Genomic DNA, 25,752 nt, shown 5'->3' with positions numbered 1-25,752 from the left:
ATATGGACGGTGCTCGGCGTCGATCCGGTCCAGGAGGAACTTCTTGGCGGCCTGGACGGCTTGTGAGACAGGCGCCGCGGGTGGGCATCTGCTCATCGCCTCCTCGCAGGCGTCCCTTGTCGCGCCGGGATCCAGGTCGGAGATCTCTCGGCGGACGTTCGCGGCGAGGCCGCACGAGATCGAACCGGCTTGTCGCCGCCGCTGGGCGCAGCCCGAGAGGTGGCGGTCCGGCCGGCGCGAGGCCCGGGTGGGCGTTGGGCTCGCGCCGGCCGGATCCGCCGCTCGCAGGTACCCCCTGCCTCGGCGGGCGTTCGGTTACTGCCGGATGACGGTGGTCAGGGGAGGACCTCGAAATTCCAGGTCTTCGCGCCAGAGCTGACGGTGGTGCCGTCGGAGGCGAGCCTCCCGGTGACTTCGAAGGTGACAGTGTACGTGCCGGCCGCGTCGAAGCCCCAGTTCACGTGCGCGTGGGTGTTCCGACTGACATTGAGGCTGTCGGGCAGGCCATTGCCGCTGTCGAAGAGCACTGTCGGGGTGCCGCCGGAGACGGTGTAGACGCTGAAGCCGGCTGGGCCGGTGACGTTGGTGAGCTTGAAGGCGACTCGGTTGTTCTGGAAGACGCCACTGGGTACCTCGGTGGTGTTCCAGCCGGCCCAGAGCAGCCCGGCGGTGCTGGCCTGTGGCAGTACCCAGGCATGGCCGCCGGTGCCGAGAAACGACCATGCGCTTCCGCCGGGCACGGTGACCTTGGCGCTGTTGGGGACGCGCAGGACCACGTCGGCGGGGTTGCGCTCCACCGACGGGCTGACGGTGTCGTCGAGCAGGTTGACGGTCAGTGCACCGCCGGCGTAATCGACGTCGATGACGTCGACATGGCCGCTGGACAACACGATCGGCGCCGCCGCGGCGGGAATCGCGGTGCCGACGAGCAGAACGGCGGTCAGGCTCAGGCCGGCGAGAAGTCGGCTGCGGATACGCATGGCGCTCACGCTTGCACCACGACGCGCAGGGTGGTCGCTTCGCTGGTGACCCGCTGCCCGGTGGCGGCAAGGGTGCCGGTGGCCCGGAAGGTGACGCGGTACGTGCCGGCGCGGTCGAAGGCCCAGTTGGCGTGCAGGTGGTCGCCAGCGGTCAGGGCGATGGTGTCGGGCAGGCCGTCGCCGCTGTCGACGAGCACGGTGGGCTGCCCGACGGCGTTCTCGGTGTAGATGGCGAGCTGCCCGGGCCCGCTGACCGACCGCACATGGAGAGCGAGTGCGTCGGCGGTGAAGGTACCGGCCTCGACCTCCTCCGCGGCGATGCCCGGCCATACGAGGTCGGTGTTCTGGATTTCAGGCAGGACCCACACCTGCGACACCCCGGGGGTGCCCAGGAAGTCGAAGGCGGGGTCGTTCGGCACGGTGACCTTGGCCTGCCGCTTGACGACGATCTTGACTTCGTCGGGGGCGTACTCGACGTCGTTGTCCTCGTCGTGGACTCCGAGTTCCAGCTCGCCGGCCTCGTAGGCGATGTCGACCAGGTCGAGGTGGCCGCTGCTGAACGTCACCACGTCGGCCTGCGCCGGTGGCGCCGCCGCGAGCAGCCCTGCGGCCACCATTCCGGTGGCGAGAACCATACGGATGGGCTTGCGCACGAAAGACTCCCTCCCCGCGATCCCTTGTGGACCGTTGACGCAAACGGTAGTCGTTTCCATTAACGAGCGGAAGGGTCTGCCCGGGATCGAGGACATCGCATCCGCACGCGCATCCGGGAGGTCGTGCCATCCGCCTGACCCAACCGCCGGTCACCCATCCAATGGGCCGAAACCGCCGACGCCGTGTCTGCACTCACCGGAGCCGACCGGAGCCAGCAGCTCCGGGCGTTGGCCGACGACGTGCTTCGAGGCACCCACGATCGGCACCTCGGCGTACGGCAGGGGCACGCTTTTCTCCTACCTCTGGGGGCACGCCGGGCTCGGGCGCCCCGGAGCTGGTCGCCTCCGCAGCTACACAGACGTGGTAGGTGACGGCTGGCGCGAGGCGGGGAGACCCGACTGGGAACCCGACGAGGTGTCGGCGGCGGGCTCCCGCCCGTCGGAACGTGTCCGGCGCCTGGTCAGTAGGCCGTGTCGGGGGGCGATCAGCCAGGCGGCGAGGAAGATGGCGGTGGCGACCAGGACGATGGTGCCGCCGACGGGGGTGTCGTAGCTCCAGGACAGGTAGAGCCCGACGGTCGCCGACGTGCCGCCGATCACCGGGGCGAGCAGCATCATCACGCCGAGCCGGTCGGTGAGCAGGCGGGCGGCCGCGGCGGGGGTGATCAGCAGGGCCAGGACGAGGATGTTGCCGATGGTCTGCAACGAGATCACCACGGCCAGGGTCACCAGGACGTAGAGCACGATGTCGAGCCAGAAGACCGGCAGCCCCATCGAGCGGGACATCTCCCGGTCCAGGCACACGGCGACGAATTCCTTGTGCAGCGCGAGCACCAGACCAAGGATGACCAGGCCGGTTCCCCCGACCAGGTAGAGGTCCCGGTCGGGGATGCCGGTGATCGAGCCGAACAGGAACTGTTGCAGCGAGCCGGCGTAGCCGGGCGCCTGGGAGATGATCACGATGCCGAGGGCGAACGCGGCGACCAGGAAGACGCCGATCAGCGAGTCCTCCTTGACGCGCCGGTTCTGCGAGAAGACCGCGATCAGCAGTGCGGTCGCGACGCCGGCGACGGCGCCGCCGAGCACCAGGCTGCCCTGCAGGACGAAGGCGACCGCGATGCCCGGGAAGACCGCGTGGGCCACGGCGTCGCCGATGAAGGCCATGCCCCGGAGGACCACGTAGCAGCCGACGACACCGCAGACGATGCTGGACATGACCGCGATCGCCAGCGCCTTGGGAAGGAACGCGAGGTCGGGGTTGAACAGGTCGGTGACGAAATCGGTGATGGACACTAGACCGCCTTCACGAGCTTCAACAGCGGAGACGTCGCGCTCACCCCGAAGGTCCTCGTCCACAGCTCGACGTCCTGCAGGTCGGTCGGTGCCCCGTCGGCAACGACCCGGCCGTTGAGCAGGACCAGCCGGGTGCAGGAGTCGACCGCCGCGACCAGGTCGTGCGTGGTCATCAGGACCGCGTGGCCCTCCCGGGCCAGGCTACTGAACAGCTCGCCCAGCAGTTCCTGGGTGGGCATGTCCAGTCCGGTGAACGGCTCGTCGAGCAGCAGGATCCGGGGCGCGAGCGCGAGGGCCCGCGCGACCAGGACGCGTTGGCGTTGCCCGCCGGACAGTTCCCCGGCTGGCCGGCGGCGCAGCCCGGTGAGCTGCACCCGGTCCAGCGCGTCGCCGACCGCCCGCCAGTCGGCCACGCCGGGACGGCGGAGCAGGCCGAGCCGGCCGGTGCGGCCGCTCATCACGGCCTGCTCCACCGAGATCGGGAAGTCCCAGCTGAACTCGTGGCGCTGGGGGACGTAGCCGATGTCGGACCGGCCGGGGCGCGAGGGCTTGCCCTCCACCGTCACCGTGCCGCTGCGGGTACGGATCAGTGCCAGGACGGCGCGCAGCAGGGTGGTCTTCCCGGCGCCGTTGGGGCCGAGCAGCCCCACCAGTTCGCCCCGGTCGAGGTGCAGTCGCACGTCGCGCAGGACCGGCCGGCCGCCGAGGTCCACGTCCAGCCCTTCGATGTCCAGCGCTCTCACCGCTGACCCTCCGGCAGTGACGCGGAGCGTTCCCGGTCGGCACGCCGCTTGGCGGCGCGCCCGCGCAGCAGCAGCACGACCAGTCCGACGGCGAGCAGAACGGCCGTTGCGGCAAGCGTGGTGATCAGCAGCCTCGGGGACGTGTCGGCTGGCTCGGTGGCCTTGGCACGGTCCTCGCCGGCTGGCACCTGTCCTGCCGCCGCAGGGAAGTCCGCGGCGGCGGCGTACGCGTCGTCGACGCTGGTCCCGTCGCCCACGGCGAAGCGCAGGGTGCGGGTCGCCGACACCGTCTCGCCGTCGATCAGGTCGGCTGACACCTGCACCGCGACGAGGTAGACACCGGGCTCGGTGAAGACCCAGTTGGCGTGGGTGTGGGTGTTGACCTCGGCCCAGAAGGGCTGGGCCTTCGGCTCGGTGGATCGCCAGAGCGGCTGGGGAGCGGCGAAGTTGCCCGCCTGCAGGTACGTCGTGAGCGCACCCGGTCCGCGTACGCCGAGCAGGGTCAGGGTGACGCCGCGGTCGATGGTGCGCATCACCCGGGGATCCTGGGTGTTCCAGCCGAGCCAGACGACGTCGGGGTTCTGCACCTGCGGCACCACGTACACCCGCTTGCCCGCCTGCACGCCCAGGAAGGCGTACGCGGGGTCGTCGGGCACGGTCTGCAGCGCGGCGTCGGACACCCGCAGCAGGGTCTCGTTCGGGTCGCGCCACACCGGTCGCGCCTGTGTGCCGTCGTGGATCAGCAGCGTCCACCGGTCGTCGACGTAGCGGGGACCCACGTCGACGTGCCCGACGGAGAGTTCCGCCCGACCGGTGGCAAGGGGCTGGTCGACCGCGATCGACTGGCCGAGACCCGGCGTCGGTGTCTCGGCCCACGCCGGCGTCGGCGCCGTAGCCAACACGACCGCCGTGGCCAGCGCGCATCGCACGAGGGCGGTCGTCGTGCGGGTGCGCCGTCGCGCCCGTCCTGCCGTCACTGGTTCCTCCATCAGTTTTCCGTGCTCAGGCACTCGTGCAGCGAGTCGGCGTTGAACCGCATCATCTGCGTGTACGTGGTGACGTCGCGATCGAAGGTGTCGCCGTAGATGGGGCAGACCCGCAGCCCTTCCTCGCGGGCCACCTCGGTCAGGGTGGTGGCGCGGGCCGCCAGGTTCGGTTCCAGGAACACGGCAGGGATCTTCAGGTTGCGGATCGTCTGGGTGAGCCGGCGCCGGTCGGCGAGGCTCGGCTCGGTGGCGGGGTTCGGGGTGACGAAGCCGGAGATCTGGATCCCGTACGCCTGGCCCAGGTAGCCGAACGCGTCGTGGGTGCTGACCAGGTGGCGGCGGGCCGGTGGGATCCGCGCGACGGTTGCCCGGACGTAGGTGTCCAGACTCTCCAGTTCACGGATGTAGGCCGAGGCGTTCGCCCGGTAGGCCGCCGCGCCCCAGGGGTCGACCCCGATCAGGGTGTCCCGGATGAGTTCGGTGTAGGAGATGGCGTTGCGGACGTTCTGCCACAGGTGCGGGTCGATCTCGCCGTGCACGTGCTTGCCGAGGACCGCCTGGGGAAGCTGGTGGACCTGGCTGCCGGGCCGGCCGAGGAAGCGGAACCTGCGCTCGCCGGGCACCTCCAGCAACGCCTTGTTCGGCACCTCGATCACCGTGCGGGCCGGGTCGTGCACCCGCTGGTTGGCCTCGCCGCTGCCCTCCGGATCGGCGAACAGGTAGAGCCGCCGCTCGTCGAGGTCGACGGTGACGTCGGCGTGCCCGGCGTTCAACACCGTCGCTCCGGCCATGCCGGGCACCGAGTACGGGTCCACCCCGACGGCGAAGGTGAACACCTGCTCCCCCATGGGCACGGGTGCGCTGTCCGGGGTGACCGCCAGCTGCGCACGCATACTCAGCCGGTAGACGCCCGGCCTGGTGAAGGCCCAGCTCATATGCGTGTGGGCGTCCGGGGGCAGCGTGGCGGTGTCGTCGCGGTACCCGTTGGCGGCGTCGAAGCCGTCGCCGGAGTCGACGTAGAACGCCGGGCTGCCGAACGACTCGGTGAGGTACGCGACGAGGCGGCCCGGCCCATCCGCAGCGGTCGCGCTGAGCAGCACGTCGGAGGAGCGGTTCGCGCCCTGCGCCGCACCGGTGCCCCGCACGCGCATGCCCAGCCAGATGGTGTCCAGCGACACGTCCTCGACCAGCGGGATGATCTCCGCCGCGTACTTCACCGCCCCCTCGGCAAGCGAGACGTTCGGCACGCCGTCGCGCAGGTTAGCGTCCAGCGACTTGATGACGGCCTGCTCTTCGAGGAGCAGGTAGTTGCTGAACGCTACGTCGGCGTAGACGACGTCGCGGACGTCCCGCAACGACGGCTCGTAGCTGTGCGGATCCGCCCCGTCGGGCACCAACGAGCTGACCGCGACCCGGTCGCCACCGACATTGCTCACCAGGTCTCGGAGGATTCCGGTGGTGGTGATGACCTGGAGCCGGTCGTCGTCGGCGCTCAGTGCCACCTCCGACCGGCAGCCCGCGGCCAGCACGGCGATCAGCAGCGGCAGCAACAGCGGCCACCGCCGCCGGCTCGGCCGGTCCCCACCGCTGCCAGCCTCAGCCATCCGCACCTCATCCTCCCCAGACACAGCGGTGCGACAGAGGAAAAGAACACCGTCGCCCCTGCGCACCGCACGATAACATGAAAATGGCAACGGTTATCAACTGCTGGTGGGGTGGCGTGCCCCCGTCACCGCGACCGCCCCGCTTCCACGAGGATCACGCGGGTGCCCCGCTCGTAACCTCGGACAGCCCCGTGCGGCGGCGACGGGTCGCCCACAGCATCAGGGCACCCGCCACAACCAGGACGATGCCGGCCGCCCCGGCCGTCAGCACCCACCCGGCGCCGGTGCGCGGCAGGGGCCCGCCACCACCCTGGTCCTTGTCGGCGTCACCGCCCCCGTCGCCATCGCCGGCACCGGGGCCGAACCCGCTGTCGGGTTTGGTGCTGTCGCCGACAGCGATGGTGAGCGTCTTCGTGTCGGTGACCGCCTTGCCAGCGGTGGTGGTGCCGCTCATCTGCACCGCGAGGCGGTACAGGCCGGGCTTGCTGAACGCCCAGTTGCCGTGCGCATGGGTGTTCAGCGGAACGCTCAACTTCTGCGGGAACGCCTTGGCGGAGTCGAACAGCACGTCGGCCTTGCCGAACGAGCCGGTCAGGAAGAGGGCGAACCGGCCGGGCCCGTCGACCCCCTTCAGCGTCCAGGTGACGTCGCCCTTGACGCCCGACACGACGGACTCGTGCTGCGTGTTCCAGCCGGGCCAGACGATGCCCGACTGTTGGGACTGCGGCAGCAGCCACACGGCGTCACCCTGCGCGCCGAGGAAGTCCGCGCCGGCCGGCACCGCGATCTTCGCGTTGTCCTTAACGTGCAGGACCACGTCGGCGGTGTTCCGCCACACCGGCGGGCTGGTCCGGTCGTCCTTGATCCGGATCGTCCAGCTATCCCCGGAGAGCTGAGGTCCCATGTCGACGTGCCCGTCGGCGATCACCTGGCGGGTGCCCGTGGAGGTGGTCGCGGCGGCCTTCGCGGCGGGCGGCGCGGCGGCCGCTGCGGGCTTCGGCGCAGCCTCGGGCCCCGGCGCTGCGGCGGGTGCGGCGAGTGGCCGGGGAGCGGGCTGCCCGTCGGGCCGCGTCGCCGGCCCGGGCGCGGCCGGCGTCGGCTTGACCGGGCTGATCGTGGGGACACGCACCCGATACGTCGCATCGGCGCTGACCTTCTGACCCGAGCGCAGGGTGGCCGAGCCGGTCAGAACGATCCGGTACTCGCCGGCCGTGTCGAAGGCCCAGACCACACCGCCGGTACGCGTGCCCACCGGCAGCTGCGCCGTCCGTGTCAGGTCTGGGGCGCTGCCGAGCAGCGGGCTGGCCGTCCCGAGGCCGGTCAGGGTGTAGGCGGTGAACGTTCCCGGCCCGTCGACCGCGCGCAGGGTGAGGGTGAGGGTGTCACCGGCGACGGCACCGGGACGTACGCCGGTGGTGTTTATGGCCGGAAAGCCGGTGTCGCCGGCGGACAGTGACCACAGCGGTTGTCCCGGCGCTCCGAGGAAGGCGAAGGCCTTCCCGGCCGGCACCCGGCCAGCCAGGCCGCCCTCCGGGCCGAGCACCACCTCGGCGGGGTCGCGCCCGGGCGCGTCGCCGGCCACCTGCGCGGCGTCCCGGAAGCGCAGCGACATCGCGTCACCGTCGAGCGCCACGGAGACCAGGTCCGCACCGGCCGCCGTCACCACGGACGGTTCCGCGGCCGCCGGTGTCGCCCCTGCCATCAGCGTCAGTACGGCCATGGCAAGGCCGGCGGCGCCGGCACGCATGCTTCTCATCCTCATTGCTTGCTCCCCGGATCACGTGGTGGTGTTTCTTGGTGCCGCATCAGGGCGACCTGGCGGATCGCGTCGGCGTCATCGGAGACGGTTGAGAGGGCCGGAGCGGCGCCGGCGCCCGTGGACCGGCGTGGCCGGGTCACTCCTTGTCCTCCCCATTGCGGTCAGGTCCCGGTCGTCGGTTGTCGTGGCCCTGTCCGGGACGCTCGGCCCGCGGCGTCGGGCGGTGGGCCGTCGTCGCGCCGCCACCACCGGCCCGCGTGCTCACAGCGGCAGGGAGGGCGGCGGCCCCGAGGTCTGTTGGGAGTCCCGGCTTGCCTCCGTGCGGCCCTGCTCCCGTGCGGCGGCCAGCGCCCGCGCGAGCTGTCGGGCCCGCCGGCGGCGTGCGGCGACCAGCGCCCAGCCGGCGAGGGCGATCAGGGTGATCAGGGCCAGCTGCGGCCAGGGCACCGCCCAGAGGGCAACCCGGGCCGTGTCGACGGCCGGTGGCGGGTCGAGGACCTGGTCGCCGACGGCGGCGGGCGTGACGGCGGCGGTGGCGGTAAGCCGGAACAGCGGTGGCACCCCCGTCAGGCGTACGGTGGTGGTCAGCGCGCCGCCGGGCAGGATCTCCGGCAGGGCGGCGGCGTCCACGGCGCGCCGGCCGAGGCCGAACGGGCCGGTGACGGCGAGCGCCGGCCGCCCGGTAAGTCGCACATTGCCGGTGTTGCGGACGGTGAAGGTGGCGGTGAGCGTGCCCCCGGCGAGGGGGTTCAGCGAGCCGGTGTGCCGCACCCGCAGGTCCTCGACCCACAGCGCCGGTCGTAGATCGCCGGTGACCCGCAGGTAGATCCGGGCGCCGACGCGGTGGTCGACGGCGACCTGCTTGCCCTGCGCGTCCGACGTCGTGGCCGCGAGTGACGCGACGATCCCTGCGGCGTGGTCCCCGGGCGTGGCGTCGTTCGGCACGGTGAGGGTGAACGGAACGATCAGGCGGGACGTCGAGGGGATGGTCAGGGTCCGGCGGGGCAGGCGGACCCAGGAGCCGGTGTCCGTGGGCTGTTGGTCACCGGGCAGCAGGTCGAACCCGCCCTGGGCGGTGGTGAACGCGTCGCTGGCGTAGAGGTGCAGGGTGAGCGGGCGCGACGAGTGGTTGGTGACGGCGACGTGGTCGGTCAGGGTGGCACCGGGATCGAGCTTGTAGGTGAACGCCGGCCGGCCGTTCGGGCCCTTCACAGTCGATGGCGCCACCGCCCAGGTCGCGGCGGCGGGTGCCGACGGTGTGCCTGGCGTCGGCGCGGGTGGTGCCGGGGCGGCGCCCAGCAGGGCGACGCCGGTCGCGATGACGGCGAGCAGGCGCATGGCGGGACGGTTCCGTTTCTCGGGTGCGGCGGATGAGGCGGGGTGGACGGGTCGCGGCAACAGCCCACCCACCCCGCGCCCGCCCGGTGGCGCGGGTCAACGCCGGGCCACCGGACGGCTTGCGGCGATCAGATCGCGGTGAGGGTGAGGGTCGCGGTATAGGTGCCCGCGGGCGTCTCGGTGGGCAGGCTCAGCCGCAGGCCCGCGCCCAGCTGTGCGGTGCCTCGCCCGGCGCCGCCCGGCGCCGAGCCCAGTACCGCGCTGTTGCCGAGGCCGCCGCCGCTGCCGACGGCGTACGGTGCCACCTGCGGGCCGGCGACCACGCCCTGGCCGGAGCCCTGCGTCAGGACCTGCGGGGTCCAGCCGAGGTAGCCGGCGCTGAAGGTCGCTCCGTCCGGCCCGGCGAAGTCGGCCGGGATCTGCCCGGACGCGCTCCACCCCGGCTGGCCGGCGCGGGTGTCGGTCACCGTGACCGGTCGCAGTTCACCGTTGCTCTCCCACCGGTCGCCGGAGGCGTTGAGCTGCGCGGGCGGCAGCACCACGGCCCGGTCGTCCGGGTTGACGCTGATCAGCAGCGCGCCCTGCGTCCCATCGATCGACGCGGTGATCGTCTGCGAGGTGCCCGGGTCCTGCGGCGGGAACGCCACCCAGAGGGTGACCGGTTCGCTGGTCGCGGCGACCGCGTGGTCGTCGTCGTAGAGCTTGGCCACGTACTCGCAGCCGTTGAGCTGCCGGGTGGCCGTGAACGAGTAGCTCGCGCCCGCCTCGCCCGGAACGATCGTCCAGTCGGCCGCGCCAGGGCACTTGCTGAACCAGTGGTAGTGGTCCAGTTCGGTCTGCGGCGTCTGTACCGCGTTGAGCGTGACAGTGTCGTTGGGCTGGTACTCGTCGGCCATGCCGCTGACCGACAGGCTCACCTCCGGTCCGCCGCCGGGCAGCTCGCCGACGACGAACGAGTAGTCCACAGGTCCGGTGCTGACCGTGGTGCCGTTGGTCAGCGTCGCGTCGGCCTGGAACTTCAGCGTGTAGCTGCCCAGCGCGCTGAACGCCCAGTTCGAGTGCGCGTGGGTGTGCACCGGGACGTCGATCGCGTCCGGTAGCCCGTCGTCGCCACGGAACTTGACGATCGGACCGCCGAACGAGTCCTGAGTGAACAGCGTGACATTGCCGGGCCCCTGCACGTCGACCAGGCTCAGCCGCACCTTGTTGCCCTCGAACATCCCCGACTTCAGCGTCGTGGTATTCCAGCCCGGCCAGAGCAGATCCGGATCCTGGGTCATCGGCAGCAGCCAGATCCGGCTTCCCGCCGGCCCGAGGAAGGCGAACCGGGGATCGTCCGGAACGGCCATGGCCGCCTCCGGCAACACCTGGAACGTCACGTCCGCGGGATCCCGCGTGACCGGGGGACTGACGGTGTCGTCGTTCACCTTCAACGACAGCGCGCCATCCTCGTAGTGCACGTCGACCGCGTCGGTGTGTCCTTTGGACAGCACCACCTTCTCGGCCGCCGACGCGGCGGCGGGAGCCAGCACCGTGCCGGCGACCACCACCGCCCCAGCAACCAGGGCCGCGAAACCGCGAGCCCTCAGAGACGCATTCATACCTCCCCTTTCCACACCGCGCCTTCCAGTGCACGGTGGTGCCTGTGGCCTGTTCGGGCGGTGAGCCCTCTGCCGGCCGCCACGTCGCTGGTGAGATGTGGTGACATCACCACGACGCCTTGCGGATTCCGGGCATCTCGCCGCGTAGGGCCAGCTCACGGAACCGCACCCGGGACAGCCCGAACCGGGACAGCACCCCACGCGGGCGGCCGTCGACCTGGTCCCGCGACCGCAGCCGTACCGGGCTCGAATCCCGCGGCAGCCGGCTGAGCCGGCGGACCGCCTCGGCGCGTACGTCCGGGTCGGTGTCCGGGTGGCTGACCAGCCGCTTCAGCTCCGCCCGCGCGTCGGCGTGCCGGGCCACCATTTCCTCGCGGCGGGCCTGCCTGTTGACCAGGCTTTTCTTGGCCATCAGCGGACCTCGCGGAACTCGACGTGCCGGCGCACGACCGGGTCGTACTTGCGCAGGACCAGCCGGTCGGGGTCGTTGCGGCGGTTCTTGCGGGTCACGTAGGTGTAGCCGGTGCCGGCGGTGCTGCGCAGCCGCACGATCGGCCGCACGTCGGTCTGCCGGGCCATCAGAGCTTCACCCCCCGGCTGCGCAGTTCCGCGACGACCTTCTCGATGCCCTTGCGGTCCACGGTCTTCAGCGCCTTCGCGGTCAGGGCCAACCGCACCCAACGGCGTTCCGAGGGCAGCCAGTAGCGGTGGTTCTGCAGGTTCGGGTTCCAGCGGCGGCGGGTGCGCCGATGGGAGTGGGAGACGGCGTTGCCGAAGCTTGGCTTCGCGCCGGTGACGTCACAGCGTCTGGACACAGTGCTTGCTCCTTGCTCGAATCTTAATGGTAACGACAACGGTTTTCAGTCTCACATCAGCCGTTCGGACACACCTACGCCGGGTCCTTGACGATCTCGACGGCACAATTCGGACCTCCGTTGCACCGTGACGGCGCCGGTGCACCGTCGCCCCGGCTCCCATGCGCCCGCGCCTCGCCACTGGCTTAGGCAACTCCCATGTGCTTAGAATGACAATCGTTTTCGGTTAAGTCGAGAGGAACCTGATGTCGTCGTCACCACAGGCCCCGACACACGACGTGGCCGCCGACGCTGATACCCGCCCGTCGCTGACCGTGCTGTCCGGGTTCTGGCCGGTGGCGACCTTCGCCGTCGCTCGCGCGCTGCTCGCCGCCGATGAGTCGCTGCTGCTGGTGCGGCACGACCTCACCGGAATTCGCGATGGCGTCGTCCGCCGGGTGATCCGTTCCGGCGCCGGCATCGTCGAGGACGAACAGGTCGCGTTGCGGCACGGGTGCGTCTCCTGCACCCTGCGCGAGGACGTGCTGCCCACCCTCGTTCGGCTCGCCCGCACCCACCCTCGCCGGGACTTGGTGCTGATGCTGCCCGAAGTCGTCGAACCGGAAGCCGTCGCCGCCGCCTGCGCCCACTGCCTCGTCGACGGCGCACCGATCACCGAGCTTCTCCGCGTCGACTCCTACGTCACCGTCGTCGACGCCGAGCACCTGCTCGACGGCCTCGCCAGCACCGACGACCTCCCCACGCTCGGCATCGAGGCCGCCGAGGACGACGACCGCGGGCTCGCCGACGTGGTGGTCCGGCAGATCGAGTACGCCGACACCCTGGTGCTGTGGGGAAAGTCCCGGGAGGGCGAGTTCGACACCGGCAGGTTGGCGGTCCTGCTACAGCGGATGGCGCCCTGGGCGGCTCACGTCCGCGTCGACGGCGATCTCGTCGACGCCGGCGCGCTGACTCGTCAGCTGCGCCACACCGATCGGCACCGGCCGGAAACTCCCGGGGTGCTCGGCCGCGGTCTGCAGGGATACGCCCTCGGCGCGCACGAACCGGAGCCTGACTGCGGAGTCGTCTCCGCGGTCTTCCGAGCCCGCCGTCCGTTCCATCCGCAGCGACTGCACGACGTCCTCGAAGAGGTCAATGCCGAGGTGATCCGTTCCCGAGGCCATTTGTGGCTGGCCAGCCAGCCCGACACGGTGGTGGCCTGGGAGTTCGCCGGCGGCGGTCTGGCCATGGGCTCCCTCGGGCACTGGCTGGTCAGCCTGCCCGAGGACCGCTGGGAGCACGTCAAGGACCAGCGCCGCCTCGCCGCCGCCCTCGACTGGGACCCCTACTACGGCGACCGCCACCAGCACCTGGTCTTCATCGGCCTCGACCTCGATGCCGTCGAGTTGCACCGCACCCTCGCCGGCTGCCTGCTCACCGACACCGAACTCGCCGACGGCGAGGAGATCTGGCGGACCTACCACGACCCGTTCGCCGGCTGCTTCCCCCTCGGGGCGGAAGAGCTGATCGACACCGAAGGAGTTCAGCGCACATGAAGCCCGGAATCCACCCCGCGTACCGACCCGTCGTCTACCGCGACAAGGGCGCCGACTTCGCCTTCCTCACCCGATCCACCGCCACCAGCGACCAGACGATCGAGTGGACCGACGGCAACACCTACCCCGTCATCGACGTCCAGATCTCGTCAGCCAGCCACCCGTTCTGGACCGGCAAGCAGCGCCTGCTCGACACCGCCGGCCGAGTCGAGAAGTTCCGCCAGAAGTACGCCCGCCGAGGGCCTCAGGGCGGATGAACGCGGACCCGCCAGTCGACTGGACCGACCTGACGCCGCAACTGGTGGACGCCGCCCGGCGGGACCGGGCCTGGTACCTGACGATCGCGCGTGAGCTGGTCGGTCCCGCCGACCGGCTCGCGGTCGACGTCGGTTGCGGCGCCGCCGGGATGGCCCTCGCCGTCGCCCGGATGATGACCTGCGGCCGGGTGGTCGCGGTGGACGCGCACCCGGCCGTCCTCGACGCCGCCCGCGACCACATCCGCGCCGAGTGGTCGGACCCACGTGTACGCGTCGAAGCACTGCGCGCCGCCATCCCCGCCGACACGGCCGCCCTGCGCGAGACGCTCGGCGCTCCGGCCGACCTGGTCTGGGCATCCGCCGCGGTGCACCACGTCGCCGACCAGCAGGCGGCGGTCACCGCCCTCGCCGGCCTGCTCGCACCCGGCGGACGGCTGGCCCTCGCCGAAGGTGGCCTGCCAGAGCACCACCTGCCCTGGGACGTCGGCCTGGGCGAACCCGGCCTGGAAATGCGACTGAACGCCGCCCAGGACTGCTGGTTCGCCCAGATGCGGGCAGGACTTCCCGACAGCCGACGGATGCCGTACGGGTGGACCGAAGCGCTACGGCAAGCTGGTCTGTCGCCGGTGACCACCCGCACCACCCTCGACGAGCAACCACCGCCGCTGCCCGACATCGTACGGCGGGCCGTCCTGGAAGCCCCCGCCGGACGAGTCGGCCGGATGCGGACCACCGGCCTGCTCACCGCCACCGACCTCGACGCCTGGAACCGGCTCCTCGACCCGACAGACGAGCGTTGGCTAGGTGACCGCGACGACCTGTTCCGGCTCTCCGCACGCAGTGTGCACCTCGGCGTACGCCCCTGACCCGCCGTGACCACGCCGCCCCTCGTCCCGGACGCGCAGTTGCGCGGCGCAGGTCTGACGCCCACCGTGCAGCGCCGCGCCGTCCTGGCGCTGCTGGTCGGACGTTCCCGCCCGCTCACCGCCCAACAGGTGCACGCCGAACTCACCGACACCGTGCGGCACATCGGCCTGACCACCGTCTACCGGGCGCTGCACAGCCTCGCCGACGCCGGCCTGCTGCACACCTTCGAGTTCGACGGTCAACGCGCCTACCGCCACTGCGGTACGGCACCCCACCAGCACCTCATCTGCACCCGCTGCGAGGCGGTGACCGAGTGCCCGCCTGACATCGTGACGAGCTGGCTCAACGAACTGCACCAGCACACCGGCTTCACCCCGCACCCCGACCGCCTCGACCTCAGAGGCGTCTGTGCGACCTGCGCCGACAGGTGACCGCCCCCGGAGGGGCGGCGGACGGGCCTGGCCGTACCGACCCGACTGCGAAACGCGGTTCGGCGGTCTGCGGCACGAGCCTCCGGCTGCAACGCGAAGCACGGACAGCCGCACAGCGCGATCCGGTCGAGCCCGGGCCGCCCCGCGCAGGACGGCGGTGATCAGCGAGAGCACTCCGCGCAGCTACCGAAGATCTCCAGGGTGTGGCCGACGTCGGTGAAGCCGTGCTGGGCCGCCAACTGGTCGGCCCACCGCTCCACGGCGGGCCCGGCGACCTCCACCGTACGGCCGCAATCGCGGCAGACCAGATGGTGATGGTGCTTGCTCTGGCTGCACCGTCGGAACAACTGCTCCCCGCCGGGCAGCCGAGTGGAGTCGATCTCGCCGGCATCGACCAGCATCTGCAACGTCCGATACACCGTGGTGAGGCCGACGCGCGCCCTCCGGGCGAGCAGCATTTGGTGCAGGTGCTGCGCCGAATGAAACCCCTCGACCTCGCGCAGCAATGCCAGCACCTCGCCACGCTGGCGGGTGTTGCGGCTCGCCTTCGGCGTCGCCTGGGTCACCGTGATCGCGTCCTCCTGGGCTGGCGGCGGCGGTATCCTGCCGGCGCTTTCGATCTCACCTTCTATCTGCGATGCCACCATTATGCCTCGCGGGGACAGAGGTCCCTGCCTCGCCCGTACGCTCGCCGAACGAGCTGGCTACGACGGGCTCTCTTGACGCGCGGCGGCGGGCCGCGCCGTCGCGACGGTGATCCGGATCGCGGTGGTCAAGGTCAGGCCGCCGCCGGCCAGGCGGGCGGGTTCGAGCGCACGGCCGGCGTCGGTGGTAGCGGCGTCGAGACGGTCGGCCGGGATGTGCCGCAGCAGCGCGCGTCCGCCGTGCGACCACATCCACTCCGTCCAGTGATCCACGTCGCGGAAGCGGCTCTCGACCCGGTACTCACTGATCGCAGTGACGGCGAATCCGGCCGCCGCCATGGTCGCCGTGATCACTCGATCGTCGGCGAACGGGTCAGCGGCCGGCGCCGGTCGCTGCCGGTCCGTCGGCAGGTGGGCGGCGAGGGCGTCCATGGCGGCGACGAAGGCCGGATCCACGGCGGCGAAGGTGCTGATCGCCAGTCGGCTCGCCGGTCGTAGCAGCCGCCTGTATGTCCCGAGGGCCTGCCCAGGTTCGGGCAGCAGAAAGACGACCAAACCGGCCAGAACCACGTCGAAGCCGCCGGGCGGAAAGTCAGGCCGCTGGGCGTCGCCCAACCGGACGTCGACGTGGGTCAGGCCGGCACGGGCGACGTCCTCGGCGGTGAGCGTCACCATGGCCGGCGCGAGATCGATGCCGGTGACGTGACCGGTCGGCCCGGTGGCCTCCGCCGCGGGAAACAGGACGGCTCCCCGGCCGCAGCCGACGTCGAGGACGCGCTCACCTGGCCGGATGCCGGCACGGCGGACCAGTTCGGCACCGAACGGTCCGAAAAAGGACACACCGGTACGGTCGTAACTCGTCGCGGCCTGCTCGAACACCTCAACGGTCCCGTTCGGCCGCCCACCACTGGTCATCTACGCTGCCTCCTCGTTCTCGTATCTCGCCGGTCCGCCGCCGTCGGCACCTGCCAACCGGCAGCGCGACGGTCGCGCCACCGTGAGTGTTGGTGGCCGATGACCACGTCGGTTGGGTTCCATCAGGGCTCGGTTCTGTCCGCCCGCCGGATGAGTTCGACAACAGCATCGATGTGTCGGGGTTCCTCGATCGGACCGATCAGCAGTCCACGTCGCTGCGCGGGGCGGGTGCCGGTGAGCAGGAGCAGTGCGGGTGCGCGATGGCAGGCGCCGAGGCACTCGGCCCGAATCAGGACGCCGCCGCAGCTGGCCCGGACTGCTTGGCGGAGGGCCTCGGTGAGGTCCGCCGGCTCGCCGTCGGGCTCGTTCAGGCGCTTGCGGTGTCATAGCGCGTGGCAGCGGTGACCGTCGCAGTAGTAGGCGATGGTGGCGCTGGCACCGCGCGGCGGTGAGCTGCTCATCGGCGGAACGCCATGAGGGCGTGGTTGGCGTCTTGGTGGAGCACCGTCGCGTCGCTGAATCGGGCGCGCCGGGCCGTCTCGCGGTGCCAGTCGGCCGGCGCGACGAATTCTGCTGAGTGCAGGCCGCTGAGCGCGGGCTGTCCGCTCCTTCAGCAGCGATCTCGTCGAAGGTTCCTCGTTCAGCGTGCTCCACCACGTTGTCCACGGGTCATCTCCGTTGTCCTGTGGCGGTGTGGTGGCGGGGGCGTCGGGCATGGCGTCGGCGACGAGGAGCAGGCCGTGCGGGTGCAGTAGGTGTCGGGCCTCGGCGTACCAGTCGCGTATCCGGTCTTCGGGGAGGTAGTGCAGGGTCATCAGGGCCAGCACCAGGTCGTATGGGCCGCCGGCCGACTGGAGCCAGCGGGGCGAGCTGATGTCGGCCCGCGTCGTACGCACCTGCGGCAGGGCGGTGTCGGCCAAGGCGAGTAGGGCCGGATCGACGTCCAGCACGGTGACGCGTGCGTCTGGCCACCGCCGCAGTACCGCCTCGGCGGTGGTGCCCGGGCCGCCCCCGACATCGAGCACCCGCGCGGGTGGGCGCCCGTGGGCAGTTTCGACGGCGGCGAGACCGGCGGCGAGAAGATCGTCGCGGCCGGGCTGGTAGTGGCGCATCATGGTTTCCCAGTCACGCCGCCACCGGGCGACGTCGTCCGGGTTCAGCTTGCTCCGCATGATCAGGCCGGGACCGGCTCGGCGTCGTGCTCGTGCAGGTTGCCGAGGTCCCAGGCGGGGAACGGGTCGGGCAGTGCCCGCCAGGCATCCTCTCCGGCAGCGATCTCCGTGTCGCTGAGCAGACAGGCTGCCAGGGCCGCCCGCAGGCCGTGGCCGTTCATGGCGACGCCGATGAGGACGAGTTCCTGCTGCCGGTCGCCGAAGACGGGATGCCAGCGGGACTCCAGCTCCGCGCATTCGTCGGGATCCTCTGGCCACTGCCCCGACACCACCACCGGCACGGCGACCGGGTCACACCGCGCGGACGGGCCGGCCTGCGACCACAGCGCCTGCACGTCCGGACGGGCGGCCAGCCACAGGAATCCCTTCGAGCGCACCACCCCGTAGGCGTCCAGCCCGTCGGCGAGCAGGTTCCACAGCCGCTGGGGATGAAATGGTCGGTGGTCGCGGAACACGACGCTGGAGATGCCGTACTCCTCGGTCTCCGGCACGTGTCCGCCGTTGAGTTCCGCGACCCAACCGGGAGCGGTCTCCGCCCGCTCGAGATCGAAGCGGCCGGTGTGCAGGATCTCCGTCAGCGCCACCCGGCCGTGCACGGCCGGAAGTTGCCGAGCCGCGGGATTCAACCGGGTCAGCAGCGCCTGCACCACCGCCAGTTCGGCTGGCGCGATCAGGTCGGTCTTGTTCACCACCAGCACGTCGGCGAACTCGATCTGGTCGACCAGCAGATCGGCGATGCCGCGGTCGTCGCCCTCGTACGCGGCCAGTCCGCGCGTCTCCAAGCTCTCCCCCTCGTCGATCATGCGGCGCAGGCTGGCCGCGTCGACGACGGTGACGGTGGTGTCCAGGCGGGCCAGGTCGTCCAGGATCTGCCCGTCGTCCACACCGAAGGCGAAGGTTGCGGCCACCGGCATCGGCTCGGAGATGCCACTGGACTCGATCAGCAGGTAGTCGAAGTGGCCCTGTCGCGCCAGCCGGGCCACCTCGTCGAGCAGGTCGTCGCGCAGCGTGCAGCAGATGCAGCCGTTGGTCAGCTCCACCAGCCGCTCCTCCGTGCGCGACAGCGTCCCGCCGTCACGCACCAGCGCGGCATCGATGTTGACCTCGCTCATGTCGTTGACGATCACGGCCACCCGCAATCCGTCCCGGTTGCCCAGGACATGGTTGAGCAGGCTGGTCTTGCCGGCACCCAGGAACCCCGACAGCACCGTCACCGGCAGCCGCCCGGTCACGGCTGATCCACCACCTGGCGGCCCTTGTAGAGACCGCAGTGGGCGCAAGCCCGGTGCGGCACCACCATCTCCCTGCGGGGGCACGGGCAGGGGGTCAGCTGGGGCACACTCGCCTTCCACTGCGCTCGCCGGTGCCGGGTGTTCGACCGCGACATCTTCCGCTTCGGTACAGCCACGAGGGTCTCCTTCAACGAGAGGCAGAGCAGCATCCTAACGATACTGGTTTTCGTTTTTCATTACGAGTCGGTGTCGGGCGACGCCAGGACGAGCCGCATGCCGAGGAGTGCGACGAAGCCACCGGTAGGTAGCCATCACCTGCCGCACCTCGCCGGAAGAACATCGGGCGAGAGGCTGCCAGCTCGCCGAGACGACTGATCTGCTATTGGAATTGACAATCGTTACCCTTATCGTGAGGACATGGGCGACGAGTACCGGGTCTCCGGGGAATTCCTGCACCTGCTCAGCGAGCCGGCTTGGCGGGCGCTGCACACACCCGTGGCCGAGGCGCTACGCGACGCGGTCGGCTCCGCGACCCTGCTCGACGTGGGAGCCGGCAGCGGACTGGGCACGGAGGGACTCGCTTCGGCCGCCCCTGAGGGTGAAGTGGTCGCCGTGGAGCCGTCGCCGGCGCTACGGGCGGTACTGCTGTCGCGCGTGGCGGCGCGCCCCGACCTTCGTCGCCGGATCACGGTCGTCGCCGCCGACGCGCTCGGCGTCGATTTGCCCGTCTCGCTCGGCGCCGTGCTGGCGATGAACATGATCGGGCACCTCGATCGGGCCGGGCGCCGGGCCTTCCTACGCCGGGTGGCCGAGCGTCTCGTTCCCGGCGCGCCATTGGTGCTGAACGTGCAACCACCGGCGGAGCCGACGCCGGTCCCGTTCTCGATCTTCAGTGCGGTTGCGGTCGGCCGCCACACCTACGAGGGCGGCGGTTCGGCCGAGCCGTCCGGCCCGGACTCGGTCACCTGGCGGATGCGCTACCGGGTCCTCGATGCCAACGGCGACCCGCTGCGGGAGGAGCACGTCGACTACCGCTGGCACGTCGTTTCCGTCGAGGTTCTGCTCGCCGAGTTGAGCGAGGCGGGCCTGGTTGGTGAGATCGGGCCGCTGGACGTCGTCCGGGCCGTCCGCCGACCGTAGCTCCCGATCGGGCCGGACCACCGGTCGACCTCGACCGAGGGATGACCGGCCGCGGGCCGCCACGAGGACCTGCTGACGTCCTGCCCCGAGTACGCCGAGCTGGTCGCCGCACAGGAGGTGGCCGGATGACCGCGTCGGGTTCAAGCGTTTGGAGCGATCCCGACGTTTCCAGTGGCCTGTCATTAGGCCGCGCCATTGTCATCGTGGGCTTCGTCCCAGATCCGCCCTACTGCGTGTTCTCGACCCAGCATTTCGCGACTGCCGCTTCGTTCTTCGAGCCTTGTTGCGGGGTGAACTGCTTGCCGCCCTGTTCGAGGTCGGCAAGGAACTCGTCGTACTTCGTGTCCTCCGGGACGAGTCCACGGTCGATCAGGCACGCGAGCACGGCGCGCTGCGTCGCGTCCCCGTCGGGCTTCTCCTGCCCGCCGCCCGCGAGGAGGGCGTACACCTCGTTGATGAACGCACTCGTCTTCTCATAGCACTCCTGGCTCGCTTTCGCGTCGGCCTGCTTGTCCGCCTCGGAGCGGTCGCCGCTGCCCGCGACAGTCTGGGTGAGCACCTTGCTGCCCTGGAAGATCAGCTCGATCTGGTAGCCCTTCGCGGCCAGGCAGTCCTTGAACCGGTTGTTGGCTTCTTTCCAGTCGGCTTCGCTGATCTTCCCGGTGTCCTTCGCAGTCGTGAGGACTTCTTTCTGGAAGTCGGACTTCGCGTTCGCAAGACCGTCCCGAATTAGCTTGTCGACGGCGCCGGCGCCTCCGCCGTCGCTCGGCGCCGCTACGGATGGCTCTGCGGCGGGAGTCTCGGGCGCGGTTGAGCATCCGGTGAGCGCGAGGGCTGACGTGACGCAGAGCGCTGCGAGCAGCGCGAGGCCTCGCCCGCGCCGGCTGAGTCTGCGGGCGGGATCGTGCGTGGTGGTGGACATGTGCGTTTCCTTTCGGGTGGATCGGGCGGAAGCGGCTGCTACCGGCCCTTGAAATAGGTGAAGAGCCGTCGTTCGCGGATCGAGAGCGCCGCGAGGAGCGTCCCGAGGAGAGCCCCGGCGGCGGTCAGCGTGGGGGCCTGCACGGCGGTGAGCACGACGGCCGAGTGATCGGCAACGTCGAGGTGCTGGGTGAGGATCGCGATCATGGGGAGCGCGACGAGTGCCCCGCAGGTCGCCCAGGCAGCAGTTTCGAGGAGCAGGGTGCTGGCCTGGTCGGTTTTCCGGATGCCGGCGTGCAGCGCGGAGGCGATCTCCAGCCGACGCAACCAGACCGCGCCCGCCCCGGTGACGAGGCCGAGGAGGAGCCCTGCAAGTGGGAAAACGGCGGTCATGCGGTTCGCGTAGACGGCTGCGGGTTCGATGGCGGTGCCGAGGGTCTGGTTGTGCTGGCTGAGCGTGGGGCCGGACTCCGGGAGGGTCGCGTCGGCGGCGATCGCGGTGTACAGCAGTTCTATGGTGGCCCGGCTCACGGGGTAGGCATCGATCCAGCACTGATCAAAGCGGGTGCTCGGCGAGACCGGCGCGATAGCGGCGTAGCCCAGGCCGCGGGGGCGCCCGTCGTCGGGGTATTCATAGGTGCCGCCGAGTGCTGTGGCCCCTGACGCGGTGTGGATCGGGTCGCCGATCCTGAGCCCGAGCTGTCGGGCGACATCCGTGGGGAGGAGGAGTCCGGGGGTGCGCTGTCCGCTCGCGTCGGGCAGCATGGTCGCGAAGCCGGGGCTCGCGGTGAAGAAGGTGAGCGGATTCTGCGGGAGCGCTGCGACGGTGAGCGGTGTGTCGGTCTTCGCGAGGGCGCCAGCGGCGCGGACACCGGGCTGCTCCGCGAGCCGATCGCATGCGCGACCGTCGATGCTGTGCTCGGCGTCGAGAATCGTGATCGACGCGCCCCGGTCGCGGAAGGTGCCGGCCGCAGTGATGATCCCGGTCATGCTGATCGCGTCGAGAGCAGCGAGGGCGGTGCAGATGAGCGCGGTGAGCAGGGCGAGAATGGTGGCCCGGGCAGTGCCCGTGCCCAGGTTCCTGCCGGCCTCGCCGCGGATCTCACGGAAGCGCATGCGGCTGCCAGTCATGCGTCGACCCGATCCGTAGTCCGCGGTTCCGCGGGCGCGCCGAGGTCGATGACGTCGGTGCAGGCATCGCGGGCGCGCGCGTCGTGGGTGGCGACGACGATGATGGTGCCCGCGGTGGCGATCTTCGCGAGCGCGTCGTTCACGGTGTGCGCGGTGCGCGGATCGAGTTGCGCGGTGGGTTCGTCCACAAGCAGCAGATCCGGGGCGCTCGCGATCCCGCGCGCCAGCATCAGCCGCTGCCCCTCACCGCCGGAAAGGGCGCGGAACGGGCGGTCCGCCGCGTGCGCGAGACCGAAGCGTTCCAGCAGCACGTCCGCTTCCCGGTTCGCGTCCGTCCGGCGGGCGCCGCGGGCGAGGAACGGCAGCGCAACGTGATCGCGGGCGCTGCGACGGGCGACGCCGTGCGGGTTCTGGAAGATCCAGCCAACCCGGTTCACGCCCGTGCTGGCAAGCGTTCCCGTGGCGGGAGTGATCCAGCCGGCGAGGATACCGAGCAGTGTCGACTTCCCCGAACCTGATGGCCCCGTGAGGGCGTACACGTGTCCCGGTTCGAGCTCCGCGGTGACGTGCTCGAACAGGTACGGCTGTCCGTCGAAGCGGTGTCCGAGGTCGGTGAGCGTCACGAGCATGACAGCTCCTTGTCCGCGACCGCGCGCACAGTCGCGACGGATGGCTTCTGGGCGAACGCGACGTAGCTGCGACCGAGCTTCGAGGCCACGATCGTCACCGAGATCGGACCGCCGCGCACAGGGGCGACGCAACCGCTGGACTCACCAGTCATTGAGACCGCCGCAGGCGGCAACGGGTACACCGTGACGGGTTTCTCGAGCACGAGGTCGGCTTGGAGTACCGCATCCTTCGGGTTCTGCGCGAACTGCGCGTAGGCCTCGGTTCCAGCGAGTGCCGTAAGCCCGTCTGCGGTCAGCTTGCCGTGCTCGTCGATCGGCAGCACGGTCGTGGCATCCCCGGAGCCGACGGTGAGGATTCGGGTTCCGGGAACGAGGTCGCCGGGATAGCTCTTCACGGACGCGGCAAGCACGGGCGTGGGCAGCGCCATGAGCGCCGCGCCTGCGGTGGTCGGCTGTCCGAGCCGGATCGGGCAGGATGCGATGACGACCTTCTGCGCGGGCATCCAGATGACCCGGTTCAGGGCGAGCATCCCGTAGTCGGTGTTCCCACCGAGCGATTCGGCGAGGGCATCCCAGGCGACCCAGGTCTGCCAGTCGAACCGTCCGCCGGCCTGTACGTCGTATCCGAGCCGCGCGAGTTCGTTCTGCAGCGCGATCACGTCCGCCCCCTCGGTTCCGAAGGCGAGGTCGCGCCAGAGCGGGGTGGCGGTGTGCAGGTTGATGAGCGGTGTCTTGTCCACGGTGAACGTCGTGCTTCCAGAAGCCAGCGACGCGCCCGCAGTGCAGTCGGTGCGGGTGACGGTGCCCGTCGCCGGTGATGCGATGGCGGATTCCTCGCCGAGCGTCGCTGCCAGCTCGACCGATCGCGCATCCGTCAGCTCTTCCGCCGTGAGTGGCACATCGGAGGGCGCCGGAGCGGTGGCGAGGGAAGCCGGAATGGGCCGGTAGAGCGCGAAGCCCACGAGGGCGGCAGCGATCGCGGCGAGGGCGACGCACAGCAGCCCTACCGTCCCGGACGGGCGGAGCCGTCCGGCACGCCGTGTCGTCGTATCGCCTGCGGCTTGGGCCTCGGCGGTCTCGATCCTGTCGCTCATCTCGGCGGTCCTCTCCTGCACCCGCACGGTGCGGGCGGTACAGGACCAGGCTGTCGGGGCGCGGGTGATCCGCCGGTGACGGGTTCTGTCACCTCTCCATCACCGGAGCCACTGCCGCAACAGGGCGAGTGCGGGCCCGAGTTCAGGCGGTCGGGAGGTCGAGCTCTGCGATGAGCCCGCCACCATCGCGCGGCATCAGGTGCAGGGAGCCTTCATGCAAGGCGGCGACGCTGTCGACAAGGGTGAGTCCGAGCCCCGTCCCGGCATGTGCACCGTCGTCGTGCACGCGGGAACGATCGCCGCGTTCGAACGGCTCAGTGAGGCGCGCGACGACCTCCGGGGAAAGCTGCGCACCGGTGTTCTCCACCCGCACCCTCGCCCGGTCGGAAGAAGCCGCGACGGTGACTTTGACCAGTGCGCCGTCGCCATGCCGGATCGCGTTCGCGAGCAGGTTCGCAATCATCGACCGCAGCAGTGCCTTATTCCCTGTCACCATCACCGGTGCCGGAGGTAGCGCGGACTCTACGGCGACGCCGCGCTGGGCAGCCGCGTCGGCCTGATCGCCCGTGATCTCCGCGCACAGTGCAGCGATGTCGATCGTGGCGCGGGGCAGTTCGGCTGCGGCCCTGCCCTGGGCGATGATCAGCAAGGCGGCGACCAGTGCTTCGAGGCGAGCGTTCGCGTCGAGCACGTCCTCGATCTCCGGGCGCAGCTCACCGGGCACTCGTCCCTGGCGAAGTGCGACTTGCAGCACAGTTCGTGTGGTTGTCAGCGGGGTGCGGAACTCGTGGGAGGCGTTCGCGATGAACGCCGCCTGCCGCACGAACGCCGCCTCCAGCCGCTCCACCATGCCGTCGATCGCACCGCCGAGGCGCCGGATCTCGTCATCAGGGCCCTGCACGTCCAACCGCCGGGACAGATCCTTCTCGGTGATCGCGTTGGTCACCGCGGTGACCTCGGCGATGCGCCGCAGCGCGCGCCGCGACACCAGCCACGCGCCCCCGACCGCGAGCGCCGCGAACATGAGCAGCAGCACGGCCGACCAGAGCTGCACGCCGCCGAGCACGGCGGACACCGCCGGTTCGGACATCCACGCGGGCCCGTGCGACTCCACGAGCACACCTGGCTTGCCGGTGGCCTCAGAACCACCGGAGAGCGTCCCGTTGCCGATTGCTTCCTCGTGCAGGGTCGTGGTCCGCTGCGAGAGCAGCACGCTTAGCACGACGTACTGCGCCACAAGCAGCACACCACCGCCAATCACGAACGCAACCGAGATCATCGCGACGAGCTGACCCCGAAAGCTCAGACGCTCCCACCAGCCCCGCCACGTCGCGCGGCGGCTCATGCGGCGATCCGATACCCGGAACCGTGCACGGTCTCGATACGATCAGGCCCGAGCTTCTTCCGCAGCGAGTGCACCACAGTCTTCACCACCGCTTCATCGGTGCCCTCCGCATCCCCCCACACCAGGTCGTAGAGGGCAGCCGGGCTCACCACGGTGCCGCGGGCGCGCAGCAGCTCGGTCAGCACCTGGAACTCCTTCGGCCGCAGGCGCACCTCCTCAGCCCCGCACCACACCCGCCGAGACTCCGGCTCCACCCGTATGCCGCCGAACTCGTACCCACCCGAGCCGCCCTGCCTCCGCCGCACCACAGCCCGCAGGCGGGCGAGCAGCACGTCGTAATCGAAGGGCTTCGCCAGATAGTCATCCGCACCGAGCTCAAGGCCGACAATCTGATCCTCGGTATCCCCGGCGGCAGTGAGCATCAGCACCCAGACTGGGCTGCGCCGGTCACGCAGCGTCCGTGCGACGATGTCGCCGTGCAGAATCGGTAGATCGCGATCCAGCAGCACGATCTCATAGACCGCGCTCTCCAAGAACGTCAGCGCACTCGCGCCGTCGTGCACCACATCGACCGCAAACCCGTCGCCTGCGAGACCACGCCGAAGCGACTCCGCGAACCTCGGTTCGTCCTCTACGAGCAGCACGCGCGCATCTGGCATCTGACACC

General features: G+C 70.7%; 30 protein-coding genes. 6 read left to right on the top strand and 24 right to left on the bottom strand.

All coding sequences use genetic code 11. The features are described 5' to 3' along the window. Window positions 1–335: 335 nt before the first annotated feature. From OOK41_RS13850 to rpmB, 13 genes are all read right to left on the bottom strand, one after another. Window positions 336–989 carry a choice-of-anchor M domain-containing protein gene (locus tag OOK41_RS13850; RefSeq protein WP_266265140.1) on the bottom strand — a complete coding sequence of 218 codons (654 nt, stop codon included), beginning with the start codon at window positions 987–989 and terminating at the stop codon, window positions 336–338. Then, window positions 986–1,633: a choice-of-anchor M domain-containing protein gene (locus tag OOK41_RS13845; RefSeq protein ID WP_266265138.1), complete on the bottom strand. Its 648-nt coding sequence runs from the start codon at window positions 1,631–1,633 to the stop codon at window positions 986–988. Before OOK41_RS13845 ends, OOK41_RS13850 begins: the two co-directional genes overlap by 4 nt. Before the next feature lie 150 nt (window positions 1,634–1,783). Beyond that, window positions 1,784–1,921: a hypothetical protein gene (locus OOK41_RS13840; RefSeq protein WP_266265136.1), complete on the bottom strand. Its 138-nt coding sequence runs from the start codon at window positions 1,919–1,921 to the stop codon at window positions 1,784–1,786. A 63-nt stretch (window positions 1,922–1,984) separates the two neighbouring features. After that, a complete protein-coding gene (locus OOK41_RS13835; RefSeq protein WP_266265133.1) occupies window positions 1,985–2,926 on the bottom strand; it encodes an anchored repeat-type ABC transporter permease subunit in 942 nt (313 codons plus the stop codon). Next, window positions 2,926–3,669 carry an anchored repeat-type ABC transporter ATP-binding subunit gene (locus tag OOK41_RS13830; protein WP_266265131.1) on the bottom strand — a complete coding sequence of 248 codons (744 nt, stop codon included), beginning with the start codon at window positions 3,667–3,669 and terminating at the stop codon, window positions 2,926–2,928. The genes OOK41_RS13835 and OOK41_RS13830 overlap by 1 nt, the downstream gene beginning before the upstream one ends. Continuing rightward, window positions 3,666–4,658: a choice-of-anchor M domain-containing protein gene (locus tag OOK41_RS13825; RefSeq protein WP_266265129.1), complete on the bottom strand. Its 993-nt coding sequence runs from the start codon at window positions 4,656–4,658 to the stop codon at window positions 3,666–3,668. Before OOK41_RS13825 ends, OOK41_RS13830 begins: the two co-directional genes overlap by 4 nt. After that, window positions 4,658–6,259, bottom strand: coding sequence for an anchored repeat ABC transporter, substrate-binding protein (locus tag OOK41_RS13820; RefSeq protein WP_266265126.1), 1,602 nt, complete (start codon window positions 6,257–6,259; stop codon window positions 4,658–4,660). Before OOK41_RS13820 ends, OOK41_RS13825 begins: the two co-directional genes overlap by 1 nt. A gap of 154 nt (window positions 6,260–6,413) precedes the next feature. Then, a complete protein-coding gene (locus tag OOK41_RS13815; RefSeq protein WP_266267820.1) occupies window positions 6,414–8,006 on the bottom strand; it encodes a TIGR03773 family transporter-associated surface protein in 1,593 nt (530 codons plus the stop codon). Between the two features lie 273 nt (window positions 8,007–8,279). After that, window positions 8,280–9,356 (bottom strand): DUF916 domain-containing protein, encoded by a 1,077-nt coding sequence (locus OOK41_RS13810; protein WP_266265124.1) that lies wholly within the window; start codon window positions 9,354–9,356, stop codon window positions 8,280–8,282. 128 nt (window positions 9,357–9,484) lie between these two features. Further along, on the bottom strand, window positions 9,485–10,957 hold the full coding sequence (locus tag OOK41_RS13805) for a choice-of-anchor M domain-containing protein (protein WP_266265122.1): 1,473 nt from the start codon (window positions 10,955–10,957) through the stop codon (window positions 9,485–9,487). Between the two features lie 106 nt (window positions 10,958–11,063). Then, window positions 11,064–11,369, bottom strand: a complete 306-nt coding sequence (gene rpsN / locus OOK41_RS13800) for a 30S ribosomal protein S14 (RefSeq protein ID WP_266265121.1) — start codon at window positions 11,367–11,369, stop codon at window positions 11,064–11,066. Continuing rightward, complete coding sequence (rpmG, locus tag OOK41_RS13795; protein WP_266265119.1) at window positions 11,369–11,536, bottom strand: 50S ribosomal protein L33; 168 nt, start codon at window positions 11,534–11,536, stop codon at window positions 11,369–11,371. Before rpmG ends, rpsN begins: the two co-directional genes overlap by 1 nt. Beyond that, entirely contained in the window at window positions 11,536–11,772 is a 237-nt protein-coding gene (rpmB, locus tag OOK41_RS13790; protein WP_266265116.1) for a 50S ribosomal protein L28, read from the bottom strand. Before rpmB ends, rpmG begins: the two co-directional genes overlap by 1 nt. Window positions 11,773–12,017: 245 nt before the next feature. Here rpmB and OOK41_RS13785 point away from each other — a divergent pair, with 245 nt between their 5' ends. From OOK41_RS13785 to OOK41_RS13770, 4 genes are read left to right on the top strand one after another with little or no spacing between them, the layout of a single operon-like run. Beyond that, window positions 12,018–13,307, top strand: coding sequence for a GTP-binding protein (locus OOK41_RS13785; RefSeq protein WP_266265114.1), 1,290 nt, complete (start codon window positions 12,018–12,020; stop codon window positions 13,305–13,307). Next, a complete protein-coding gene (locus OOK41_RS13780; protein ID WP_266265113.1) occupies window positions 13,304–13,564 on the top strand; it encodes a type B 50S ribosomal protein L31 in 261 nt (86 codons plus the stop codon). The genes OOK41_RS13785 and OOK41_RS13780 overlap by 4 nt, the downstream gene beginning before the upstream one ends. Next, window positions 13,561–14,430 carry a class I SAM-dependent methyltransferase gene (locus OOK41_RS13775; protein ID WP_266265111.1) on the top strand — a complete coding sequence of 290 codons (870 nt, stop codon included), beginning with the start codon at window positions 13,561–13,563 and terminating at the stop codon, window positions 14,428–14,430. The genes OOK41_RS13780 and OOK41_RS13775 overlap by 4 nt, the downstream gene beginning before the upstream one ends. Window positions 14,431–14,436: 6 nt before the next feature. Continuing rightward, window positions 14,437–14,862 carry a Fur family transcriptional regulator gene (locus OOK41_RS13770; RefSeq protein WP_266265109.1) on the top strand — a complete coding sequence of 142 codons (426 nt, stop codon included), beginning with the start codon at window positions 14,437–14,439 and terminating at the stop codon, window positions 14,860–14,862. 161 nt (window positions 14,863–15,023) lie between these two features. On the opposite strand, the gene OOK41_RS13765 is transcribed toward OOK41_RS13770, so the two are convergent. Together OOK41_RS13765 and OOK41_RS13760 are read right to left on the bottom strand one after the other, a co-directional pair. Then, on the bottom strand, window positions 15,024–15,509 hold the full coding sequence (locus OOK41_RS13765) for a Fur family transcriptional regulator (protein WP_266265107.1): 486 nt from the start codon (window positions 15,507–15,509) through the stop codon (window positions 15,024–15,026). Window positions 15,510–15,566: 57 nt separating this feature from the next. Beyond that, window positions 15,567–16,421 (bottom strand): class I SAM-dependent methyltransferase, encoded by an 855-nt coding sequence (locus tag OOK41_RS13760; protein ID WP_266265105.1) that lies wholly within the window; start codon window positions 16,419–16,421, stop codon window positions 15,567–15,569. Window positions 16,422–16,513: 92 nt separating this feature from the next. Between OOK41_RS13760 and OOK41_RS13755 the strand changes: the two genes are divergently transcribed. Continuing rightward, window positions 16,514–16,810: a hypothetical protein gene (locus tag OOK41_RS13755; RefSeq protein WP_266265102.1), complete on the top strand. Its 297-nt coding sequence runs from the start codon at window positions 16,514–16,516 to the stop codon at window positions 16,808–16,810. On the opposite strand, the gene OOK41_RS13750 is transcribed toward OOK41_RS13755, so the two are convergent. The 3 genes from OOK41_RS13750 to rpmF all read right to left on the bottom strand — a co-directional run bounded on the left by OOK41_RS13750 (window position 16,805) and on the right by rpmF (window position 19,001). Continuing rightward, window positions 16,805–17,533, bottom strand: coding sequence for a trans-aconitate 2-methyltransferase (locus OOK41_RS13750; protein ID WP_266265100.1), 729 nt, complete (start codon window positions 17,531–17,533; stop codon window positions 16,805–16,807). The genes OOK41_RS13755 and OOK41_RS13750 overlap by 6 nt on opposite strands. A 62-nt stretch (window positions 17,534–17,595) precedes the next feature. After that, a complete protein-coding gene (locus tag OOK41_RS13745; RefSeq protein WP_266265098.1) occupies window positions 17,596–18,825 on the bottom strand; it encodes a GTP-binding protein in 1,230 nt (409 codons plus the stop codon). Then, window positions 18,822–19,001: a 50S ribosomal protein L32 gene (gene rpmF, locus OOK41_RS13740; protein ID WP_208813386.1), complete on the bottom strand. Its 180-nt coding sequence runs from the start codon at window positions 18,999–19,001 to the stop codon at window positions 18,822–18,824. The genes OOK41_RS13745 and rpmF overlap by 4 nt, the downstream gene beginning before the upstream one ends. 241 nt (window positions 19,002–19,242) lie before the next feature. On the opposite strand from rpmF, the gene OOK41_RS13735 reads away from it, so the two are divergent. After that, the gene (locus OOK41_RS13735) at window positions 19,243–19,965 is read left to right on the top strand and encodes a trans-aconitate 2-methyltransferase (protein WP_266265094.1); all 723 of its coding nucleotides are present in this window, start codon (window positions 19,243–19,245) and stop codon (window positions 19,963–19,965) included. Window positions 19,966–20,191: 226 nt separating this feature from the next. On the opposite strand, the gene OOK41_RS13730 is transcribed toward OOK41_RS13735, so the two are convergent. The 6 genes from OOK41_RS13730 to OOK41_RS13705 form a co-directional block, all read right to left on the bottom strand. Beyond that, entirely contained in the window at window positions 20,192–20,887 is a 696-nt protein-coding gene (locus OOK41_RS13730; RefSeq protein WP_266265092.1) for a hypothetical protein, read from the bottom strand. A 38-nt stretch (window positions 20,888–20,925) separates the two neighbouring features. Beyond that, complete coding sequence (locus tag OOK41_RS13725; RefSeq protein ID WP_266265089.1) at window positions 20,926–22,017, bottom strand: hypothetical protein; 1,092 nt, start codon at window positions 22,015–22,017, stop codon at window positions 20,926–20,928. Beyond that, window positions 22,014–22,646: an ATP-binding cassette domain-containing protein gene (locus tag OOK41_RS13720; protein WP_266265087.1), complete on the bottom strand. Its 633-nt coding sequence runs from the start codon at window positions 22,644–22,646 to the stop codon at window positions 22,014–22,016. Before OOK41_RS13720 ends, OOK41_RS13725 begins: the two co-directional genes overlap by 4 nt. Then, entirely contained in the window at window positions 22,637–23,740 is a 1,104-nt protein-coding gene (locus OOK41_RS13715; protein WP_266265084.1) for a peptidoglycan-binding protein, read from the bottom strand. The genes OOK41_RS13720 and OOK41_RS13715 overlap by 10 nt, the downstream gene beginning before the upstream one ends. 142 nt (window positions 23,741–23,882) lie before the next feature. After that, window positions 23,883–25,085 carry a HAMP domain-containing sensor histidine kinase gene (locus OOK41_RS13710; RefSeq protein WP_266265081.1) on the bottom strand — a complete coding sequence of 401 codons (1,203 nt, stop codon included), beginning with the start codon at window positions 25,083–25,085 and terminating at the stop codon, window positions 23,883–23,885. Then, a complete protein-coding gene (locus OOK41_RS13705) occupies window positions 25,082–25,729 on the bottom strand; it encodes a response regulator transcription factor (RefSeq protein ID WP_266265079.1) in 648 nt (215 codons plus the stop codon). Before OOK41_RS13705 ends, OOK41_RS13710 begins: the two co-directional genes overlap by 4 nt. Between the last annotated feature and the right edge of the window lie 23 nt (window positions 25,730–25,752).

This window comes from Micromonospora sp. NBC_01655 (assembly GCF_026339755.1).
Lineage (GTDB): Bacteria > Actinomycetota > Actinomycetes > Mycobacteriales > Micromonosporaceae > Micromonospora.
This window is presented reverse-complemented; position numbering and strand designations above follow the sequence as displayed.

Excerpts from the sequence above, each read along its gene's own strand:
- OOK41_RS13825 (WP_266265129.1), bottom strand. The coding sequence starts at position 4,658 with ATGGAGGAACCAGTGACGGCAGGACGGGCGCGACGGCGCACCCGCACG.
- OOK41_RS13820 (WP_266265126.1), bottom strand. The coding sequence starts at position 6,259 with ATGGCTGAGGCTGGCAGCGGTGGGGACCGGCCGAGCCGGCGGCGGTGG.
- OOK41_RS13815 (WP_266267820.1), bottom strand. The coding sequence starts at position 8,006 with ATGCGTGCCGGCGCCGCCGGCCTTGCCATGGCCGTACTGACGCTGATG.
- OOK41_RS13810 (WP_266265124.1), bottom strand. The coding sequence starts at position 9,356 with ATGCGCCTGCTCGCCGTCATCGCGACCGGCGTCGCCCTGCTGGGCGCC.
- OOK41_RS13805 (WP_266265122.1), bottom strand. The coding sequence starts at position 10,957 with ATGAATGCGTCTCTGAGGGCTCGCGGTTTCGCGGCCCTGGTTGCTGGG.
- rpsN (WP_266265121.1), bottom strand. The coding sequence starts at position 11,369 with ATGGCCAAGAAAAGCCTGGTCAACAGGCAGGCCCGCCGCGAGGAAATG.
- rpmG (WP_266265119.1), bottom strand. The coding sequence starts at position 11,536 with ATGGCCCGGCAGACCGACGTGCGGCCGATCGTGCGGCTGCGCAGCACC.
- OOK41_RS13785 (WP_266265114.1), top strand. The coding sequence starts at position 12,018 with ATGTCGTCGTCACCACAGGCCCCGACACACGACGTGGCCGCCGACGCT.
- OOK41_RS13780 (WP_266265113.1), top strand. The coding sequence starts at position 13,304 with ATGAAGCCCGGAATCCACCCCGCGTACCGACCCGTCGTCTACCGCGAC.
- OOK41_RS13775 (WP_266265111.1), top strand. The coding sequence starts at position 13,561 with ATGAACGCGGACCCGCCAGTCGACTGGACCGACCTGACGCCGCAACTG.
- OOK41_RS13765 (WP_266265107.1), bottom strand. The coding sequence starts at position 15,509 with ATGGTGGCATCGCAGATAGAAGGTGAGATCGAAAGCGCCGGCAGGATA.
- OOK41_RS13760 (WP_266265105.1), bottom strand. The coding sequence starts at position 16,421 with ATGACCAGTGGTGGGCGGCCGAACGGGACCGTTGAGGTGTTCGAGCAG.
- OOK41_RS13750 (WP_266265100.1), bottom strand. The coding sequence starts at position 17,533 with ATGCGCCACTACCAGCCCGGCCGCGACGATCTTCTCGCCGCCGGTCTC.
- OOK41_RS13735 (WP_266265094.1), top strand. The coding sequence starts at position 19,243 with ATGGGCGACGAGTACCGGGTCTCCGGGGAATTCCTGCACCTGCTCAGC.
- OOK41_RS13730 (WP_266265092.1), bottom strand. The coding sequence starts at position 20,887 with ATGTCCACCACCACGCACGATCCCGCCCGCAGACTCAGCCGGCGCGGG.
- OOK41_RS13725 (WP_266265089.1), bottom strand. The coding sequence starts at position 22,017 with ATGACTGGCAGCCGCATGCGCTTCCGTGAGATCCGCGGCGAGGCCGGC.
- OOK41_RS13720 (WP_266265087.1), bottom strand. The coding sequence starts at position 22,646 with ATGCTCGTGACGCTCACCGACCTCGGACACCGCTTCGACGGACAGCCG.
- OOK41_RS13715 (WP_266265084.1), bottom strand. The coding sequence starts at position 23,740 with ATGAGCGACAGGATCGAGACCGCCGAGGCCCAAGCCGCAGGCGATACG.
- OOK41_RS13710 (WP_266265081.1), bottom strand. The coding sequence starts at position 25,085 with ATGAGCCGCCGCGCGACGTGGCGGGGCTGGTGGGAGCGTCTGAGCTTT.